The sequence below is a fragment of the Novosphingopyxis iocasae genome, assembly GCF_014334095.1.
GTDB lineage: Bacteria > Pseudomonadota > Alphaproteobacteria > Sphingomonadales > Sphingomonadaceae > Novosphingopyxis > Novosphingopyxis iocasae.
On sequence record NZ_CP060495.1, the window covers coordinates 588,728 to 607,532 of the forward strand.

Here is an 18,805-nt window from a genome sequence, read left to right on the forward strand (position 1 = left end):
GCCGCGCTCTCCCCCCCGTCTGATGCCTGCACTGCCAGAAGCCTGCGCTCACACATATCATGAACCTGTCCGACAAACCCGTCACTCTGGCCGTCGTCACCGGCGCACATGGCGTGCAGGGCGAAGTGCGGCTGAAGCTGTTCACCGACGACCTGGCGGGCCTGAAGCGTCACAAGAGTTTCAATGGCGGTAAGCTGACGCCATCGGGCATACGCCCTAACAAGGGCGGCGCCATCGCGCGCTTCGCCGAAATCGCCGATCGCAACGCCGCCGAGGCGCTGCGCGGCACCGAACTTACCGTCCCCCGCTCAGCGCTGCCGGCGCTGGAAGAGGGCGAATATTATCATGTCGACCTGATCGGGCGGCCCTGCACCACGCCGGACGGCAAAACCATCGGCACCGTTCTCGCGGTGGAGGACTTCGGCGCCGGCGATCTGATCGAGATCGATCTGATCGAAGGCAAGACGCTGCTCGTCCCTGTCGCGCAGACCGAAGAGTCCGCGGAGGCGATCGTCATTCCGTCGGCGTGGCTCGACGACGAGGCGTGACCTTCGCCGCGCAAATCCTGACGCTGTATCCGGAGATGTTCCCCGGGCCGCTGGGCATCAGTCTGGCGGGACGGGCGTTGGCGGACGGGCGCTGGTCCTGCTCGCCCATCCAGATCCGCGATTTTGCCGAGGACAAGCACAAGTCCGTCGATGACACGCCCGCAGGCGGCGGCGCGGGCATGGTGCTGCGCGCCGACGTGCTGGCGCGCGCCGTCGATCATGCGCTGGAGGCGCAGCCCAATGCTCCGCTGCTCGCTATGACACCGCGTGGACGCCCGTTGTCGCAGACGCGAGTGCGCGATCTGGCGGCGGGGCCGGGCGTCTCCATCCTCTGCGGACGCTTCGAGGGGTTCGACCAGCGCCTGTTCGATGCGCGGCCGATCGAAGAAGTGTCGATCGGCGATTATGTGCTCTCGGGTGGCGAAATCGGCGCGTTTGCGCTACTGGACGCTTGCATCCGGCTGCTTCCCGGCGTAATGGGCGCGGCTTCCAGTGGTGAGGAGGAGTCCTTCGAAGACGGCCTCCTTGAATATCCGCATTATACCCGACCTCAAATATGGGAAGGGCGCACGATCCCTGAAGTGCTGCGATCGGGGGATCATGCGAAAATCGCCGCCTGGCGTAAAGCCAAGGCGGAAGAGATCACACGGTCACGGCGGCCGGATCTATGGGAACGCCACAGGGGTGTTCCGGATCGGTCGCCCTCTGGCGCGCGGCGAGAAACGAAAGAGGATTGATGCCATGAACATCATTCAGACACTTGAAGCCGAAGCGATCGAAGCACTCGGCAAGGATATTCCGGAATTCCGCGCGGGCGACACGCTGCGCGTCGGCGTGAAGGTGGTCGAGGGCGAGCGTAGCCGCGTCCAGAACTTCGAGGGCATGTGCATCGCGCGCTCGAACCGCGGCATGGGCTCCAACTTCACCGTTCGCAAGATGAGCTTCGGTGAGGGCGTCGAGCGCGTCTTCCCGCTCTACTCGCCGAACATCGATTCGATCGAAGTGGTTCGCCGCGGCGTCGTGCGTCGTGCGAAGCTCTACTATCTGCGCGGTCGCACCGGCAAGCGCGCACGTATTGCCGAGCGTCGCGACCCTCGTCCTGCCAAGGGCGCATAAGAACCAAGCCAGCCTTGCGCGGCAACGCGCGGCTGCTAGCATGAAGGGCGTACGGAGCGATCCGTGCGCCCTTTTCCTTTGTCTCCGGGACCGTTCATGAAGCGCACCGCCGTTCTGGCACTTCTTGCCGCCACCAGCCTTACCGTCGCCATCCCCGCCACTGCCCAGACCACGGATACCCAGCCGATGCCGCAAGCCTCTGTCCAGCAGCAGCCGCTGACGCTGGAGCGCATCTTCGGCAGTCCGTCGCTCAGCGGGCCGATGCCGCGCGGCCTGAAACTGGCACCTGACGGATCGATGGTGACGCTGCTGAAGAACCGGGAGGATGAGAAGGAGCGCTACGATCTCTGGGCCATCGACCTGGATACGGGCGAGAGCCGCATGCTGGTCGACAGCGAAAAGGTTGGCTCCGGCGCCGCGCTAAGCGAGGCCGAAAAGATGCAGCGCGAACGCGCCCGCATCGGAAGCCTGAAGGGCATCGTCTCCTACGAATGGTCGTCCGATGCCCGGTCGATCCTGGTGCCGCTTGACGGCGATCTCTATCTCGCGGGCCGCGACGGTGAGGTGCGCCGTCTGACCGATACGCCGGAGGGCGAGCTCAACCCGACGCTGAGCCCCGGCGGCGGCTATCTCAGCTTCGTGCGGGACGGGCGGTTGATGGTGCAGCCGATTGACGTGAGCACCGCCAACGCCATCACGCCGGAAGAACCAACCGACGTCGAATGGGGCGTCGCCGAGTTCGTGGCGCAGGAGGAAATGGACCGCGACACCGGCCAGTGGTGGGCACCCGGCGATGGCCGCATCGCGGTGGCGCGGGTCAATAATCGCCCAGTCGGCGTGGTGACGCGCGCGGCGATCGGCGCAGACGGGACCGAGGTGTACGATCAGCGTTATCCGGCTGCCGGCACACCGAATGCGATCGTCGATCTTTACGTCATGAACCCGGATGGCAGCGACCGTGTGAAGGTCGACATGGGGGCCAATTCCGACATCTATCTGGCGCGGGTGAACTGGGCGCCGGATGGCAAGACGCTGTATGTGCAGCGCCAGAACCGGCCGCAAACCGAGATCGATCTACTGAAAGTGGACCCGGCGACGGGCGCTAGCGAGGTGCTGTTTTCCGAGGAGCAGCCGCGCTTCACCAACCTCTCGAGCAATTTCCGCGCGCTGAAGGACGGCAGCCTGCTCTGGTCTTCGGAGCGAACCGGCTACAACCATCTCTACCGCTGGAAGGCGGGCAAGTGGACGCAGCTCACGAGCGGGGACTGGGTGGTCGGATCGGTCATCGGGCTGGATGAGGACAAGGGCCTCGTCTGGTTCAGCGGCAATCGCGAAACGCCGTTGGAAAACCATGTCTACCGCACTCGCCTGGACGGCAAGGGCGAGGTGGAACGCCTGACCGAGGAGGGCTGGTGGAACGGCGCGAACATGGACGGCAAGGCCCGCGCCATGCTGGTGACGCGTTCCAGCCCCACCCAGCCGCCGCAAACCTATCTGGCGGATGCCGACGGTAAGCGCAGCTTCTGGATCAGCGAGAACAAGCTGGACGCCTCGCACCCTTATGCGCCCTATCTCGCCAGCCACGTCGTGCCCGAATTCGGCACGCTGAAGGCAGAGGACGGCAGCACGCTCTATTACAAGATGATGAGCCCCAAGCGCGAGCCGGGGAAGAAATATCCTGTGTTCGTACAGCACTATAATGGCCCGGGGGCAGGACGGCAGGTCAAGCGCGACTGGGTAAGTCCCTTGCAGGAATATCTGGTCGATCGGGGATGGATTGTGTTCTCGATCGACGGGCGCGGTTCGCCGGACCGCGGCAAGGCGTTCGAGGACCAGCTCTACAAGAAGATGGGCACGGTGGAGGTGGAAGACCAACTCACGGGTGCGCGCTGGTTGAAAGAACAACCCTTCGTCGATCCCGAGCGTGTCTCGATCTACGGCTGGTCCTATGGCGGCTATATGACGTTGAAGCTGCTCGAGGCCGCGCCCGGTTTCTACGCCGCGGGCGTATCCGGGGCGCCGGTGACCGATTGGACGCTATACGACACGCATTATACCGAACGCTATATGGGCATGCCGAGCGAGGGCGATAATTATGAGCGCGCCGGGGCGCTGGCCAATGCGGAAAAGATCAGCGATCCGCTGCTCCTCATCCATGGCATGGCGGACGACAATGTCGTGTTCCAGAACGCCACCCAGCTCGCTGCGAAATTGCAGGGCAGCGATACGCCGTTCGAGATGATGTTCTACCCCGGCCAGACGCACAGCGTCGGCGGACCGAAGATCAGCCCGCATGTGTGGCACACGATCCTGAACTTCCTCGATCGCCGTGGTGTCGGACCGAAGGAAGAGGGCGCGGCGCAATAGCGACGCACGAATTCGGCTCCGAAGCTAAATCCCGGCGGCGCTGCCCGGCGTCGCCGACCGGGAATATACCGCAACGCGGAATGAAGGGCGAACCAACGCGCCGCATGGTCGTTTAACATATCCCAGCTTAACCGATGACCGGCAATGCTGCGCAAGGACGGAGCGTGAGCCGATGGCATCTGAATGCGACAGCAAGCCTCATAAGCTCAGCCTGAACGCCTCCTGGTCGATGGCAGTGGGCGGCATGATTGGTGGGGGCATCTTCTCTACCCTCGGCGTGGTCATCGCCGTTGCTGGTTCATGGGCCTGGGCCAGCTTTCTGATCGGCGGTCTGATCGCACTCGCCACCGCGCATAGCTATGGCAGGCTTACCCGCCATCATGGCAGCGCGGGCGGGGCGTTTGCCTATTTGCATGAGCGCGACCATCAGAGCGCGGCGAAGGTTGCCGTGTGGATGCTCTTTATCGGTTATACGCTGACGGTTGCGGTCTACGCCTACACTTTCGGCGCCTATCTCGCCGATGCGCTGGGTGGGCCGGAGTGGCTGAAGCCAGCCTCCGCCGTCGCCGCCATCGCGATCCTGGCGGGCGTCAATCTGATCGGCGTGAAGGAAAGCGCGGGCGTGGAGATTTTCGCGGTTTGGGCGAAACTCGCCATCCTGCTGGCGCTCGCCGGAATCGGGTTATTGCAGTGGGCACCGGACCAGTTGGCCGCCAGTGCGGGGGCGGCCTCCCATCAGTCGCATATCCTCGGTGCGGTTGTCGGGGCGGCCAGCGTGTTCATGGCCTATGAGGGCTTCCAGCTCCTCGCCTATGATTATGACGAAATGGAAAATCCCGATCGGAACGTGGAACGGGCGATGATCTGGGCGGTCGCGTCGGTGATCCTGGTTTACATTCTGGTCGCGCTCGGCACGGCGATGCTGATCGGCGCGGATGCCATCATCAAGAACAAGGAAATCTCGCTGGCCATTGCGGGCCGGGCAGCGGCGGGGACACCCGGCTTCATCGCCGTAACGATTGCCGCAGTGCTCTCGACTGCGTCCGCCATCAATGCGACCATTTTCTCGACCGCGCGGCTCGGCAAGCGCGCGGCGGAGGCGGGCGGTATGCCGGGCGTCTTCAGCAAAACGCTGGCCGACGGTGTGCCTTGGTTCGCCACGGTGCTTATCGCCGGAGTGGCGGCGCTGCTGGCGCTATTCGGCGGGCTCGATCCGCTGGTGAAGGCGGCGAGCTTCGTTTTTCTGACAGTGTTTGCGCTGGTGAATATACTCGCGGTTCGGCGCGGTGCGGGCGAGACATGGATATCGATAGCGGGCGCGGCGGGCGCGATCCTTGCTGCGCTGGTGCTTGCAGCGCATCTCGCTGGCCTCGTGTGATGGCGTAGCGCAGGGTCAGCCCGCCAAAGCGTTGCTTTTGGCCGTGCACATACCACTTTGTTGCTATGCAGCAGGTTCTCCGGCATGCGCTCGCCGGACGAGAAGGAGATAAGAAGTGGGTTATCGGGTGGCCGTGGTTGGCGCGACGGGAAATGTCGGCCGGGAAATGATGAACATTCTGGCCGAGCGGGAATTCCCGATCGACGAGATCGCCGCCGTCGCCAGCTCTCGCTCGGTGGGCAGCGAGGTCGAGTTCGGCGAAACCGGCAAGATGCTGAAGGTGAAGAATATCGAGCATTTCGATTTCGCCGGATGGGACATCGCCCTCTTCTCCGCCGGATCGGGCGCCTCCAAGACCTATGCGCCGAAGGCTGCCGCCGCCGGCTGCGTCGTGATCGACAACAGCTCGCTCTATCGCATGGACCCGGACGTGCCGCTGATCGTGCCGGAAGTGAACGGCGACGCGATCGACGGGTACAAGGCGCGCAATATCATCGCCAACCCAAATTGCTCGACCGCGCAGCTCGTGGTGGCGTTGAAGCCGCTGCACGATGCCGCGAAGATCAAGCGCGTGGTGGTGGCGACCTACCAGTCGGTCTCCGGCGCGGGCAAGGCGGGTATGGACGAGCTGTTCGAACAGACCCGCGCGATCTTCGTCAATGACGAGAAGAGCCAGAACGTCTTCACCAAGCAGATCGCCTTCAACGTCATTCCCCATATCGACGTCTTCCTGGAAGACGGCTCGACCAAGGAAGAGTGGAAGATGGTGGTCGAGACCAAGAAGATCCTCGATCCCAAAATCAAGATGAGCGCAACTTGCGTGCGCGTGCCCGTGTTTGTCGGCCATTCCGAGGCGGTGAACATCGAGTTCGAGGACGAGATCACGGCGGAGCAAGCACGCGATATCCTGCGTGAGGCGCCGGGCATCATGCTCGTCGATAAGCAGGAAGACGGTGGCTATGTCACGCCGGTGGAATGCGTGGGCGACGGCGCGACCTATATCAGCCGTGTCCGCGAGGACCCCACCGTCGACAATGGCCTTTCACTGTGGTGCGTCTCCGACAATCTGCGTAAAGGCGCCGCGCTGAACGCGGTCCAGATCGCCGAATTGCTGGGTCAGAAGCACCTGCAAAAGGCCTGAGACTGGGGCAGCTCGGTCACGCCGAGCGCGGCCACTGCCAAAAGACGCACTTTCCCAGCGGCGCGGTGGATTTCATCGCCGCCGCTGGTTAGGTCTTCTGGCATGACCAAGACCGCCACCAAAGAAACCGTGCCCTCCTTCGACGGCACCGAGCTAGCCGTCCATATCATGGGGGAGGGGCGGCCGGTAATGTTGCTGCACGGCCTGTTCTCCGAAGCTCAGACCAACTGGATTCGCTTCGGCCATGCCGAAAAGGTGGCGGCCGAAGGTTTCCGCGTGATCATGCCGGACTTTCGCGCCCATGGCGAAAGCGCCGCGCCAACCGAGGCGGAAGCCTATCCCGAAGACGTGCTGGTGCGCGATACCGAGCATCTGATTGCGCATTACAGCCTCGAAGACTTCGATCTCGGCGGTTTCTCGCTTGGCGCGCGCACGACGGCGCGGTTGCTCGGCAAGGGATTGAAGCCGGGCAAGGCTATTCTCTCGGGCATGGGTCTGGAGGGCCTTTCGGGCTGGGGCACGCGGCGCACCTTTTTCGTGGACGCGCTGGCAGCCTATGAGACGGCCAAGCGCGGCGATCCGCACTGGATGGCGATCCAGTTCATGAAGACACAGAAGATCGATCGCGGTGCGATGGGCCATCTTCTCGCCTCGATCCCCGAGGCTGCGATCGAAGACTTCAGCAATATCGACACGCCGGTGCAGGTACTGTGTGGCCGCGATGATCGCGACAACGGCTCGCCCGAGGCGCTGGCCGAGCAGTTGCCCAATGCCACGCTCGACTGGATTCCCGGAACGCATATGTCCTGCGTAACCAAGCCGGAGCTTGGCGAGGCGATGGCGCGCTTTCTGGCGGCTTGACGGCCCATCCGGCAGGCGGCACGGTCCGGCGCATCGAAGACAGCGCAGCCAATGCGCCATCCAGGAGAGTATTTCCCGTGACCAGATTTCATCGCAGCATTTCGTTCGTAGCGCTGGCCGCCGCCAGCCTGGCCGCGGCAGCCCCGGCTTATGCGCAGGCCGTAGGCCGCGGCGGCAACAATGGATCGACCACCAGCGAGGCCCCCGCGCCCGACTCAGATGCTGTCGTGCCGAGCAAGGCCGAGGCGGAGGCGTTCGTGGAAACGGCGGAAACGAAGCTTGCCGAATTCTCGCTGCCCGCAGCGCAGGCCGCCTGGACCAACGCGACCTATATCACGGACGATACCGATGCGCTGGCGGCCTATTTCGGCACCATCGGGACCGAAATGTCGGTCGGCTTCGCGAACGACGCTGCGCGCTTTGCCGATGTGCCGGGCCTCGATTACGATACCAAGCGCAAGCTCGATACGCTGCGTGGCGGCATCGTACTTCCGGCGCCGACCACGCCGGGTGCAGCGGCGGAGTTGAACACCATCTCCACCTCGCTCCAGTCCCAATATGGCAAAGGCAAGGGCACGCTGAACGGTGAACCGATTAACGGTAGCGACATCGAAGCGGCTATGGGGACCAACCGCAACCCTGCCGATCTGAAAGAGATGTGGACCAGCTGGAACACCAATGTGGGTGCGCCGATGCGCGACGATTACATCCGCATGGTCGCCATCGCTAATCAGGGCGCGACGGAACTGGGCTATAGCGACGTCGGATCGATGTGGCGCTCAGCTTATGACATGCCGCCCGAGGACTTCACCGCGCTGACTGACAAGATGTGGAATGACGTAAAGCCGCTTTATGATGAGCTGCACTGTTATGTCCGCACCAAGCTGAACGAGAAATATGGCGACGAGGTGCAGCCCGCCACCGGCCCGATCAGGTCCGACCTGCTAGGTAATATGTGGGCGCAGGAATGGGGCAATATCTACGATGTGGTGGCGCCCGAAGGTGCTGGCGATCTTGGCTATGATGTCACCGAACTGCTCGAAGCGAAGGATTACGATGCGCTGAAGATGGTGAAGACCGGCGAGGGCTTTTTCACCTCGCTCGGCTTTGAGCCGCTGCCGCAAACGTTCTGGGACCGTTCGCTATTCACCAAACCGCGTGACCGCGAAGTAGTGTGCCACGCATCGGCTTGGGATCTCGACAATGTCGACGATCTGCGCATCAAGATGTGCATCAAGGTCAATGCGGATGATTTCGTCACCATCCATCACGAGCTGGGCCATAACTTCTACCAGCGCGCCTACAACAAGCAGCCCTTCCTCTATCTCAACGGGGCGAACGATGGCTTCCACGAAGCGATCGGGGACATGATCGCGCTGTCGATCACGCCGGAATATCTGACCCAGATCGGGCTGCTCGACAAATCGCAGGTGCCGAGCGCGGACAAGGACATCGGCCTGCTGCTGCGTCAGGCGATGGACAAGGTGGCGTTCCTGCCCTTCGGCCTGCTGGTCGATAAATGGCGCTGGGGCGTGTTCGATGGTTCGATCCCCAGCGATGGCCTGCAAAAGGGCTGGGATGATCTTCGCCTGGAATATCAGGGCGTCACCCCGCCGGTGCAGCGGACCGAGGCGGATTTCGATCCGGGCGCGAAATATCATATTCCGGCGACCACGCCGTATATGCGTTACTTCCTGGCGCGCATCCTGCAGTTCCAGTTCTACAAGGCTGCTTGCGATGCCGCCGGATGGAAGGGGCCGCTCCACCGTTGCAGCTTCTACGGCAACAAGGAAGTCGGCGAGAAGCTGAACGCCATGCTGGAAATGGGTGCCTCGCGCCCTTGGCCGGATGCGCTGGAGAAGTTCACGGGCAGCCGTGAAATGTCCGGCAAAGCGATGCTGGAATATTTTGCTCCGCTTCAGGCTTGGCTGAAAAAACAGAACAAGGGGCGTAGCTGCGGCTGGTGAACCGCGCGCGGTTCCACGCTCAACTTTCAGTCACCGAAAAAAAAGGGCGCCGCGACGGCGCCCTTTTCCTTTGTAAGATCAGTCGATCACTTCTTGTCGTGATTGACCTTGGTCGAGCCACTGCGCATTTCCGGCATGCCGACCTTGTCGACTTCGGCGCGCGCGGCGTCCTTCTTTTTCTTGTCCTTATAGACTTTCGTGCCGACCACTGCCGCAGCAGCTGCCGCTGCCATGCCGCCAACGACGGCTGCGGTCTTGCCAGGATTGGCCTTCACGGTTTCGCTCGTCTTCTGCGCGCCAGCCTTGACCGACTCCGATGCCGACTTTGCCGACTCGCCGACCTTCTTACCGGCCGCCTTGCTGCTGTCGGACACTTTCTTGCCAGCAGACTTGATGCCGTCGCTCGCTTTCTCGGTGGTCGACTTCTTGGCCGGGGGAGTGGTCGTGGTGCTCTTTGCGTCTACCATATTTGGTCTCCTGTTCGTTCAATCTCGCTCAATCAATGCACGAGCGCGCGACTTGTTTCCAAACGACAACAAGTTGATGACGCACCTGCGAAAAAGAGGCGAGATTGCCCGAGACCCTATCGGAACGGCGGCTCGTTGAAGGCACGCAGCTTACGGCTGTGCAGCTGCGCTCCGGTTGCGCGCAGCTTGTCGCAGGTTGCAATCCCGATCTGGAGATGGGCCGAAACCGACTCTTCGTAGAAACGGTTGGCTTGGCCCGGCAGCTTGATTTCGCCGTGCAGCGGCTTGTCCGAAACGCATAGCAGCGTGCCATAGGGTACGCGGAAGCGATATCCCTGCGCGGCGATGGTGGCCGATTCCATGTCGATCGCGACCGCGCGGCTCTGCGAAAAACGCAGTGCGCTGTCCGAGAAACGCAGCTCCCAGTTGCGGTCATCGGTGGTCACGACAGTGCCGGTGCGCATGCGGCGCTTCAACTGGTCCCGATCGATCTCCAGCGTTTCCTCTGCCGCCTCAGCCAGTGCCTGTTGCACCTCTGCAATGGCCGGGATCGGAATTTCGGTGGGCAGCACATCGTCCAGAATATGGTCATCACGCAGATAGGCGTGGGCCAGCACGAAGTCACCGATCCGCTGCGAGGGACGCAGGCCGCCGCAATGGCCGATCATCAGGAATGCCTCGGGCCGCAGGACGGCCAGATGATCGGTAATCGTCTTCGCGTTGGAGGGGCCGACGCCGATATTGACCAGGCTGATGCCGCTGCGGTCTTCCCCGATCAGGTGATATGCGGGCATCTGGTGCTTGCGCCATGTGCTGTCGGCAACAAGATCGCCCGGTGCATCATGCGACTGGTCGATCAACAGGCCGCCGGCGCCCGCCAGCGCGCTGAACCGGCCCTTGCCGACCTGCTCACAGCCCCAGCTGACGAATTCGTCGATATAGCGGTGATAGTTGGTGAACAGCACATAACGCTGGAAATGTTCCGGCGCGGTGCCGGTATAGTGGCGCAGACGCGCGAGCGAGAAGTCTGTGCGCAGGGCATCGAACAATGCGAGCGGCGACGGTTTGCCAGGCGCTGCCACAAAGAGGCCGTCCGCGGCTTCATCTCCGATATCGGCAAGATCCGTGGTCGGAAAATGGCGCGCCAGTTCCAGCGACGCAACGCCGCCCAGTTCCAGCCCGCTGCCTGCGTCCAGCACATAGGGATAGGGAATCTCTTGAGAGCTAGCGCCGATATCCGCTTCGATCTCATATTGCGCATCGAGCAGTTTCAACTGCTCGGTCAGATAATCCTCGAAGAGATCGGGCCGGGTTATGCTGCTGGCATAGCTACCTGCGCTCACCAGCCGTCCGAAGGATGTGGTGCGATGCCGATCCCGCTTTTCACCTTCATAGCGGATGGTGAGCTCAGGATAGGCGTAACGCCCCTCGGCCCGCGCAGAAGGTGAGGGCGCGGTACCGTCCTTGATATAGGCGATCAGGTCGGCGCGCAGGTTCGCGACGGCGCTTTCATAGCGCCGCCGCAATTCCTCGATGATCTTTTCCGGAGTAATGGCCCGAACCTCCCTCGCTTATAGCTGCTCGAGCATGTGATCGGCAGAGCTGACGCGGAAATCGCCGGGCTGCTCGACATTCAGTTTCGTCACGACGCCGTCGTCCACGATCATGGAGAAACGCTGGCCCCGCGTGCCCATGCCATAGCCGGTGCCGTCCATGGTAAGATCCAGCGCCTTCACGAATTCGCCATTGCCGTCGGCGAGCGGTGTGATGTCCTTGGCATCTTCGGTCCATTTGCCGAGCACAAAGGCGTCGTTCACGGCAGTGACGGCAATTTCATCGATGCCCTTGGCCTTCAGCTCGTCCGCCTTGTCGACGAAGCCGGGCAGATGACGCGCCGAGCAGGTGGGCGTGTAGGCGCCAGGCACGGAGAAGAGCGCGACCTTGCGGCCCTTGAAAAACTGATCGAAATCAACCGGCTGCGGGCCGTCCTCGGTCATGGTGATGAACTGGGTCTTGGGGAGGGTATCGCCTTCCTTGATGGACATGCCTGTTTCCTTTCTCGGGACTCTAGGGAGCGTTGCATATGGTCCTTGGCGCGAAACTTTCATCCCCGCAATGCCCGCCGCAAGCTGGACGCTTGCGCTACGGCCCCTATGTTGAACTGCTATGACGCAACCCATCTACTTCACCGGTCGCTGCCTGCTTGCCATGCCGGGCATGGGCGATCCGCGCTTTGAACGCGCGGTGATCGCCATGTGCATGCACGATGAAGAGGGGGCGCTCGGAATCGATCTGGGCCGCACGGTGGATGGCGTGAGCGCCGCCGAAGTGTTTCGCCAGCTCGATCTGGAGGCCGACGGGCCGGCAGAAGGGCAGCCACTGCTGCAAGGCGGGCCGGTCCAGACCGAACGCGGCTTCGTGATCCACAGCCTGGATTATCAGCGCAGCGATACAGTGGATGTCGCTGGCCGCTGGGGCCTGACGTCCAGTCTCAGCATTCTTACGGACATTGCAGAGGGCAGGGGACCGGAAAACTGGCGTCTGGCTTTGGGCTATAGCGGCTGGGATGCCGGGCAGCTGGAAGAGGAGATGACCCGGCCCGGTTGGCTGCTTGCCGATTGCGATACTGATGTGCTCTTCGGCGAAGGGCCCGAGCATGTCTGGAGCGCGGCCTATCGGAGCGCGGGCATCGACCCCGCCATGCTGTCGAGCGGCTTCGGCGCGGCCTGATCGGGCCGCCGCTCACCCACATATAAAGTTTTCTTTATATTTGCCTGCACAGCCGCTATGGAGCGCACCATATCGGCTGTGCGCGCCCCGCACGGCCACGAATCACGCCTCTCCAGGAGACATATCATGGCAACCGCCACTCAGGATTATATCGTCGCAGATCTCTCGCAGGCCGATTACGGCCGCAAGGAAATCGCCATCGCCGAAACCGAGATGCCCGGCCTCATGGCGCTGCGCGAGCGTTACGGATCGGACAAGCCGCTGAAGGGCGCGAAGATCGCCGGTTCGCTGCACATGACGATCCAGACCGCCGTTCTGATCGAGACGCTGGTCGCGCTCGGCGCGGATGTGCGCTGGACCACCTGCAACATCTATTCCACGCAGGACCACGCCGCCGCCGCGATCGCCGATCAGGGTATCCCTGTGTTCGCTGTAAAGGGTGAAACGCTCGGCGAATATTGGGACTATGTCGCACGTATTTTCGATTGGGGCGATGAGCCCTGCAACATGATCCTGGACGATGGCGGCGATGCCACGATGTTCGCGCTGTGGGGCGCGCGCATGGAGGCGGGCGAAAGCATGGACGCGCCGGAAAATGAAGAAGAGCGCGAAATGCAGCGCGCCCTCAAGGAATTCATCGAGAAGAAGCCGGGTTATCTCACCAAGACGGTCGAGGCGATCCGCGGCGTTTCCGAAGAGACCACCACGGGCGTCCACCGCCTTTACGAGCTGTCGAAGGCAGGCAAGCTGCCTTTCCCGGCAATCAACGTGAACGATTCGGTCACCAAGTCGAAGTTCGACAACAAATATGGCTGCAAGGAATCGCTGGTCGACGGCATCCGCCGCGGTACCGACGTGATGATGGCCGGCAAGCTGGCTTGCGTCGCAGGTTACGGCGATGTCGGCAAGGGCTCTGCTGCCTCTCTGCGCGGCGCCGGTGCCCGCGTGCTGGTGACCGAGATCGATCCGATCTGCGCCCTGCAGGCGGCGATGGACGGCTTCGAGGTCGTCACCATGGAAGAAGGCGTGAAGCGCGCTGACATCTTCGTCACGACGACGGGCAACAAGGACGTCATCACTATCGAGCACATGCGCGGCATGAAGGACATGGCGATCGTCGGAAACATCGGCCACTTCGATAACGAGATTCAGGTCGGTGCCCTGGAAAACATGAAGTGGACCGAAATCAAGCCGCAGGTCGACATGGTCGAATTCCCGGACGGCAAGCGGATCATTCTTCTGTCCAAGGGTCGCCTCCTCAACCTCGGCAACGCGACCGGCCACCCCAGCTTCGTGATGAGCGCCAGCTTCACCAACCAGGTGCTGGCGCAGATCGAGCTGTTCACCAAGCACAAGACCGGCGAATATGAGAATGACGTCTATGTGCTGCCTAAGCATCTCGACGAGGAAGTGGCCGCGCTGCACCTTGAGAAGCTGAACGTGAACCTCACCAAGCTGACCGAGGCGCAGGCGAAGTATATCGGTGTCGAGCAGGAAGGCCCGTTCAAGCCCGAGCATTACCGCTACTGATCGGACGATCCTCGCCGTTTCTTGCGGCGGGATTTGTCGAACGAACATGAGGAGCCGCAGGCCCATCGCCTGCGGCTCTTTCGCGTTTGGGCTGCGCATCAGGAAACCGGTTTAGGAGCTTGAGCAGGTGCAATGCCTGCGCATCCCTCTTGACCTGGGCAGCGCTTCGCCTAGCCCGGCAAGGATGAGCGATGCATTCTCGATGGCGGCGGTCGGCATCGTCCTGGGGGCGTGGTTGCTGGGCGGTGCCTGGGCTGTGTGGACCGGTATGGCGATGCGCCGCCGCGCCGAAGAAAGCCTGCGCCAGACCGCACGGCTGGGCCGTCTGATCGAGACCGCACCCGCCATCCCGCTGATCGTTCGCCTGGACGGCAAGGTCGATACGCCGGATCGGCTGCTCGGATGGCTCGGGATCGAGCGAAAGATCGGCCATCTTTCCGACCTCTCGACCGAAGCTGGTCCCGGCGGCTTTGTGCCCCAGGATATCGAGCGACTGTCCAAGCAGGTCGGCCTCGTCCAGCGCACCGGCAAATCCTTCGAGGCCAGCTTCGCAGTAGAAGGCAGCGACCGGGCGCTGGGTATCAAGGGCGCGCTCGCCGACAGTCAGATCTATCCGAATGGCGCAGCGCTTCTGTGGTTTTTCGACCGTTCCGAATCCCATCGCGATCAGGCGCGGCTAGCCGCCGAAGCGGACGCTGCCCGGCGTGCATTTCATGCCCTGTCCGGCCTGATCGAGGCGGCGCCGCTGCCGATGTGGCACCGCGCGCCGGACGGCTCGCTGATGCTTGTGAACGATGCATTCGTGCAGGCTGTCGGGGGGGCGTCCGCCGAAGATGTAGTGGCGGCCGGCGCCGAACTGATCGAGACGGTGGAAGGGCGTTCGCCCGCCGCAGTCGCGCAGGAAGCCACCGACAAGGGTGTAACGATTACGCGGGAAATCGCGGTCACGATCGAGGGCGATCGGCGCCACATGATGGTGGTCGACGTGCCGATCGGCGATGTCGGCGTGGCAGGCTATGCGATCGAAATGCAGGAGCTTGCCGAAGCGCGGGCCAAGCATCGCAGCTTCGTTTCCGCACAGCGCGACATGCTGGATGCCATGAGCTCCGGCGTCGTCCAGTTCGACGGCGACGGCAGCGCGGTGTTCGCCAATTTGCCGTTCCGACGGATGTTCGGCATGGATGAGGAATGGCTGGCCGAGCAGCCCGATTTCGCCCGCGTGCTGGACAGGATGCGCGATGCCGGACGTTCTCCCGAGGTCCGCGATTTCGGAGCCTGGCGCAGCGAGCGGCAAAGCTGGTTCCAGTCGGCCGAGCCGGTGCAGGAAAACTGGCTGTTGCCGGACAACACGCATTTGCGCGTGCTCGCCCAGCCCACACCCGATGCCGGGCTGTTGCTAATCTTCGAGGACCGTACCGAACAGGCGCGGCTCGCCAGTTCGCGCGACACGTTGCTGCGGGTGCGCACGGCAACGCTCAACAATCTGTTTGAAGGCATCGCCGTGTTCGGCTCCGATGGAAGCCTCAATCTGTGGAATGAGCGCTTTGCCGAGATATGGGAGACGGATGAAAAGGCGCTCGCCGGGCATCCGCATATCGACAAGCTGATCGCTTCGCTGGCCCGCCGCCTGGTCGATCCGTCGAAGGCCGCGGTGATGCGCGAGACGGTTCGCGCGGCGACCGAGCGTCGTGCGCGGCGGGATGGCGCGCTGGAGTTTTCCGACGGACGCTATTTCCGCTTTTCCACGCTGCCGTTGCCGGACGGCAACGCGCTGTTCGCGATGCTCGACATTTCGGACAGCCAACGCATCGAGCGGGCGCTGCGCGAACGCAACGAGGCGCTGACCGAGGCGGATGCGATCAAGGGGCGTTTCCTTGCCAATATGAGCTATGAATTCCGCACGCCGCTCACGTCGATCCAGGGGTTCGCGGAGATGCTCGCCGCCGGTCTTGCGGGCGAATTGGGCGAGCAGGCGAAGGAATATGTCGGCGCGATCCTCCAGTCGGTCGAGCGGTTGTCGGGCCAGATCAACACTGTGCTCGATCTCAGCCAGGGCGAGGCCGGGGCGCTGCCGATCGACAAGCAGCCGTTGAAAATCGTGGACCTGCTCGGCGCGCTGACGAAGGACCATCGCGCCGATGCGCTGGGGGCCGGGATCGATCTGCGGCTGGATATCCGGGGCAGTGCAGGCACGGTGCCGGCCGATCAGCGCCGCCTGCGTCAGGCGCTCGATCACGTTCTGGGCAACGCGCTCGCTTATGCGGGCACCGATGCCGCCGTGCTCGTTTTCGCGGACGGCAGCCAGCACAGCGTGCGCATCGTCATTTCGGACAACGGACCGGGCATGGATGCCAAAGCGCAGGCGCGTGCGCTCAACCGGCTGGAGGCAGACGCCGCCGCCGGTTCGGGCGGGCTCGGCCTGCCCTTTGCACGGCAGCTGGTGGAGGCGCACGGCGGATCGCTGGAGCTGATATCGCAGGAGGGCGAGGGCACCATGATCACCATCGAGCTGCCACGCTTGTGACCAGGAAGATGAACATTTCGGACGAGGCGGAAATGCTCATGCTGGGACGCAGCCTGGCGGGGCAGCTTCGGCGCGGGGACCTGATCGCGCTGTCCGGCGATCTGGGGGCGGGCAAGACGGTTCTTGCGCGCGGTATCCTGCAGGGGCTCGGGCACCAAGGCGAAGTGGCCAGTCCCAGCTACGCGCTGGTTCACCCTTATGACCCGCCCGCAGTGCGCCTGCCCGTCTCGCATGTCGATCTCTATAGGTTGGACGATCCTGCGGCACTGGAAGAGCTGGGCTTGGATGAAGCGCGCTCCTACGGCGCGCTGATCGTAGAATGGCCTGAGCGTGCGGACCCGCGCTTTGTTGCCGATGCGCTCCACATCCGCATCGATCGTGATGGCAGCGCTGCTCGGCGGTTGACAGTGGACGCGGCGCGTAGTTGGGAAGGCCGATGGCCACCGCGATGACCCCGCCCGCAGGCGCTCCGCACTTCCTCAACTCTGCCGGCTGGACCGGCGCGCGCATCGAACCGCTGGCCGGCGATGCCAGCTTCCGGCGCTATTTCCGTGTGGAAGACGAGGCGGGCAACCGCGGCGTCCTGATGGACGCGCCGCCGCCGCACGAGGATCCGGCGCCGTTCGTTGCCATCGCCGATTATCTTACAGGCCACGGTTTTCGCGCGCCAAAGATCATCGCCAGCGATCTGACACGCGGCCTTGTCCTGCTGGAGGACCTGGGCAATCGCCGGATGCGCGAGCATCTTGCCTATCATCCCGAGGAAGAGGCGGCCATTTACGAGCAGGCGATCGACGAATTGATTGCCCTGCGCGATGTGCCGCCCGCCAATGTGCCGGCTTATGACGAGGCCAAATATCTGGAAGAGACTGCGCTTCTGCCGGAATGGTTCGCGCCTGCCGCGCATCTGAAGGTGGACCGGGAAGGCTATGATGCGCTGTGGCGTCAGCTGCTGGCGCCGGTAATTGCCGCGCAGGAAAAGCCGGTTACAGTGCTGCGTGATTATCATGCCGAAAACATCATGCTGATCGGTGAGGATCGGCTGGGGCTTCTGGATTTCCAGGACGCGCTCGCTGGTCATCCGGCCTATGACCTCGTCTCGTTGCTGCAGGATGCGCGCCGCGATGTTTCCGAGGAGCTGGAGGCGCGCATGTTGGATCGCTATTGCGAGCTGACGGGCGAGGGCGAGGATTTCCGCACGCATTACGCCCTGCTCGGCGCGCAGCGTAACGCCAAGATCATCGGGATTTTCACCCGCCTCTGGCGCCGCGACGGCAAACCGCGTTATTTGGCTTTTCTGCCGCGCATGTGGAAACTGTTGGAGCGCGATCTCGCGCATCCCGCGCTGGATTCGGTGCGCCAGTGGTTTGACGATAATGTACCCGAAGACCGCCGGTCCGAACTTGTCGCTGCCGGATCGGAAAGCTGAGATGGCAAGCGAAGCCTCCCAAAAGGTAACAGGCGCGATGGTGATGGCTGCGGGCCTGGGAAAGCGGATGCGCCCGCTAACCGCCAGCACGCCGAAACCGCTGGTGCGCGTTGCCGGGCGGCCGCTGATCGATCATACGCTGGAGCATCTGGCCAGGGCAGGCGTCTCGCATGTGGTGGTCAACGTCCATTATCTCGCCGACGCGCTAGAGGGCCATGTCCAGACGGCTCCGTTCGGCATGGACTATACGGTCTCGGACGAACGAGAGAAGCTACTGGAAACCGGCGGCGGCCTCGTCAAAGCACTACCGAAGATCGCGTCCGATCCTTTTTACTGCGTGAACAGCGACAATATCTGGGTTGATGGGCCGCGCTCGGCGCTTGTTCAGCTGGCCGAGGAATGGGACGGTGAGCGCATGGACGCGCTACTGTTGCTCGTGCCGCACGCACGGGCGCACCACCATGGCGGCAGCGGGGATTTTCACCTCGACGGTGCAGGACGCATTTCGCGGCGAATGGAGCGCAAGGTCGCGCCGTTCATCTTCACCGGCGTCCAGTTGATGGCGAAATCCCTGGTCGAAGGCCCGGACGGTGAGGCATTCAGCACCAACCGCTTCTGGGACAGGGCGATCGAGGCGGGCCGTCTTTACGGCAGCATCTTTGACGGCGAGTGGTTCGACATCGGCACGCCCGCCGCCATCAAACCGACCGAAGCCTGGTTTGCCAATGGCTGAGCGGGGCTGATCGA

Annotated in this window: 17 protein-coding genes; 14 read left to right on the top strand and 3 right to left on the bottom strand. The window is 63.0% G+C overall.

Features of this window, described 5'->3' with window-relative positions; genetic code table 11:
* Positions 1-59 precede the first annotated feature (59 nt).
* The 8 genes from rimM to H7X45_RS02855 all read left to right on the top strand — a co-directional run bounded on the left by rimM (position 60) and on the right by H7X45_RS02855 (position 9,378).
* Positions 60-548: a ribosome maturation factor RimM gene (gene rimM / locus H7X45_RS02820; RefSeq protein WP_187336049.1), complete on the top strand. Its 489-nt coding sequence runs from the start codon at positions 60-62 to the stop codon at positions 546-548.
* A complete protein-coding gene (gene trmD, locus H7X45_RS02825) occupies positions 545-1,285 on the top strand; it encodes a tRNA (guanosine(37)-N1)-methyltransferase TrmD (protein WP_187336050.1) in 741 nt (246 codons plus the stop codon). Before rimM ends, trmD begins: the two co-directional genes overlap by 4 nt.
* A gap of 4 nt (positions 1,286-1,289) precedes the next feature.
* A complete protein-coding gene (gene rplS / locus H7X45_RS02830) occupies positions 1,290-1,664 on the top strand; it encodes a 50S ribosomal protein L19 (protein ID WP_187336051.1) in 375 nt (124 codons plus the stop codon).
* 96 nt (positions 1,665-1,760) lie between these two features.
* Complete coding sequence (locus H7X45_RS02835; protein ID WP_187336052.1) at positions 1,761-4,031, top strand: S9 family peptidase; 2,271 nt, start codon at positions 1,761-1,763, stop codon at positions 4,029-4,031.
* Between the two features lie 172 nt (positions 4,032-4,203).
* On the top strand, positions 4,204-5,409 hold the full coding sequence (locus tag H7X45_RS02840; RefSeq protein WP_187336053.1) for an APC family permease: 1,206 nt from the start codon (positions 4,204-4,206) through the stop codon (positions 5,407-5,409).
* A 115-nt stretch (positions 5,410-5,524) separates the two neighbouring features.
* The gene (locus H7X45_RS02845; RefSeq protein ID WP_187336054.1) at positions 5,525-6,550 is read left to right on the top strand and encodes an aspartate-semialdehyde dehydrogenase; all 1,026 of its coding nucleotides are present in this window, start codon (positions 5,525-5,527) and stop codon (positions 6,548-6,550) included.
* Positions 6,551-6,652: 102 nt separating this feature from the next.
* Positions 6,653-7,411, top strand: coding sequence for an alpha/beta fold hydrolase (locus H7X45_RS02850; protein ID WP_187336055.1), 759 nt, complete (start codon positions 6,653-6,655; stop codon positions 7,409-7,411).
* A 77-nt stretch (positions 7,412-7,488) separates the two neighbouring features.
* Positions 7,489-9,378, top strand: a complete 1,890-nt coding sequence (locus H7X45_RS02855) for a M2 family metallopeptidase (RefSeq protein ID WP_187336056.1) — start codon at positions 7,489-7,491, stop codon at positions 9,376-9,378.
* An 86-nt stretch (positions 9,379-9,464) separates the two neighbouring features.
* On the opposite strand, the gene H7X45_RS02860 is transcribed toward H7X45_RS02855, so the two are convergent.
* The 3 genes from H7X45_RS02860 to H7X45_RS02870 form a co-directional block, all read right to left on the bottom strand.
* On the bottom strand, positions 9,465-9,845 hold the full coding sequence (locus H7X45_RS02860) for a hypothetical protein (RefSeq protein WP_187336057.1): 381 nt from the start codon (positions 9,843-9,845) through the stop codon (positions 9,465-9,467).
* 116 nt (positions 9,846-9,961) lie between these two features.
* Positions 9,962-11,371, bottom strand: a complete 1,410-nt coding sequence (locus tag H7X45_RS02865; protein ID WP_246449600.1) for an AMP nucleosidase — start codon at positions 11,369-11,371, stop codon at positions 9,962-9,964.
* A 45-nt stretch (positions 11,372-11,416) separates the two neighbouring features.
* Positions 11,417-11,890, bottom strand: coding sequence for a peroxiredoxin (locus H7X45_RS02870; protein WP_187336058.1), 474 nt, complete (start codon positions 11,888-11,890; stop codon positions 11,417-11,419).
* Between the two features lie 121 nt (positions 11,891-12,011).
* On the opposite strand from H7X45_RS02870, the gene H7X45_RS02875 reads away from it, so the two are divergent.
* The 6 genes from H7X45_RS02875 (at position 12,012) to H7X45_RS02900 (ending at position 18,791) form a co-directional block, all read left to right on the top strand.
* On the top strand, positions 12,012-12,575 hold the full coding sequence (locus H7X45_RS02875) for a YqgE/AlgH family protein (RefSeq protein WP_187336059.1): 564 nt from the start codon (positions 12,012-12,014) through the stop codon (positions 12,573-12,575).
* Positions 12,576-12,701: 126 nt separating this feature from the next.
* Complete coding sequence (gene ahcY / locus H7X45_RS02880) at positions 12,702-14,105, top strand: adenosylhomocysteinase (protein ID WP_187336060.1); 1,404 nt, start codon at positions 12,702-12,704, stop codon at positions 14,103-14,105.
* Between the two features lie 184 nt (positions 14,106-14,289).
* Positions 14,290-16,629, top strand: coding sequence for a sensor histidine kinase (locus H7X45_RS02885; protein WP_187336061.1), 2,340 nt, complete (start codon positions 14,290-14,292; stop codon positions 16,627-16,629).
* Positions 16,630-16,637: 8 nt separating this feature from the next.
* Entirely contained in the window at positions 16,638-17,081 is a 444-nt protein-coding gene (gene tsaE / locus H7X45_RS02890) for a tRNA (adenosine(37)-N6)-threonylcarbamoyltransferase complex ATPase subunit type 1 TsaE (protein ID WP_187336950.1), read from the top strand.
* The gene (locus H7X45_RS02895) at positions 17,078-18,058 is read left to right on the top strand and encodes an aminoglycoside phosphotransferase family protein (RefSeq protein ID WP_187336951.1); all 981 of its coding nucleotides are present in this window, start codon (positions 17,078-17,080) and stop codon (positions 18,056-18,058) included. The genes tsaE and H7X45_RS02895 overlap by 4 nt, the downstream gene beginning before the upstream one ends.
* A gap of 1 nt (position 18,059) precedes the next feature.
* Complete coding sequence (locus tag H7X45_RS02900) at positions 18,060-18,791, top strand: nucleotidyltransferase family protein (protein ID WP_246449602.1); 732 nt, start codon at positions 18,060-18,062, stop codon at positions 18,789-18,791.
* Positions 18,792-18,805 lie beyond the last annotated feature (14 nt).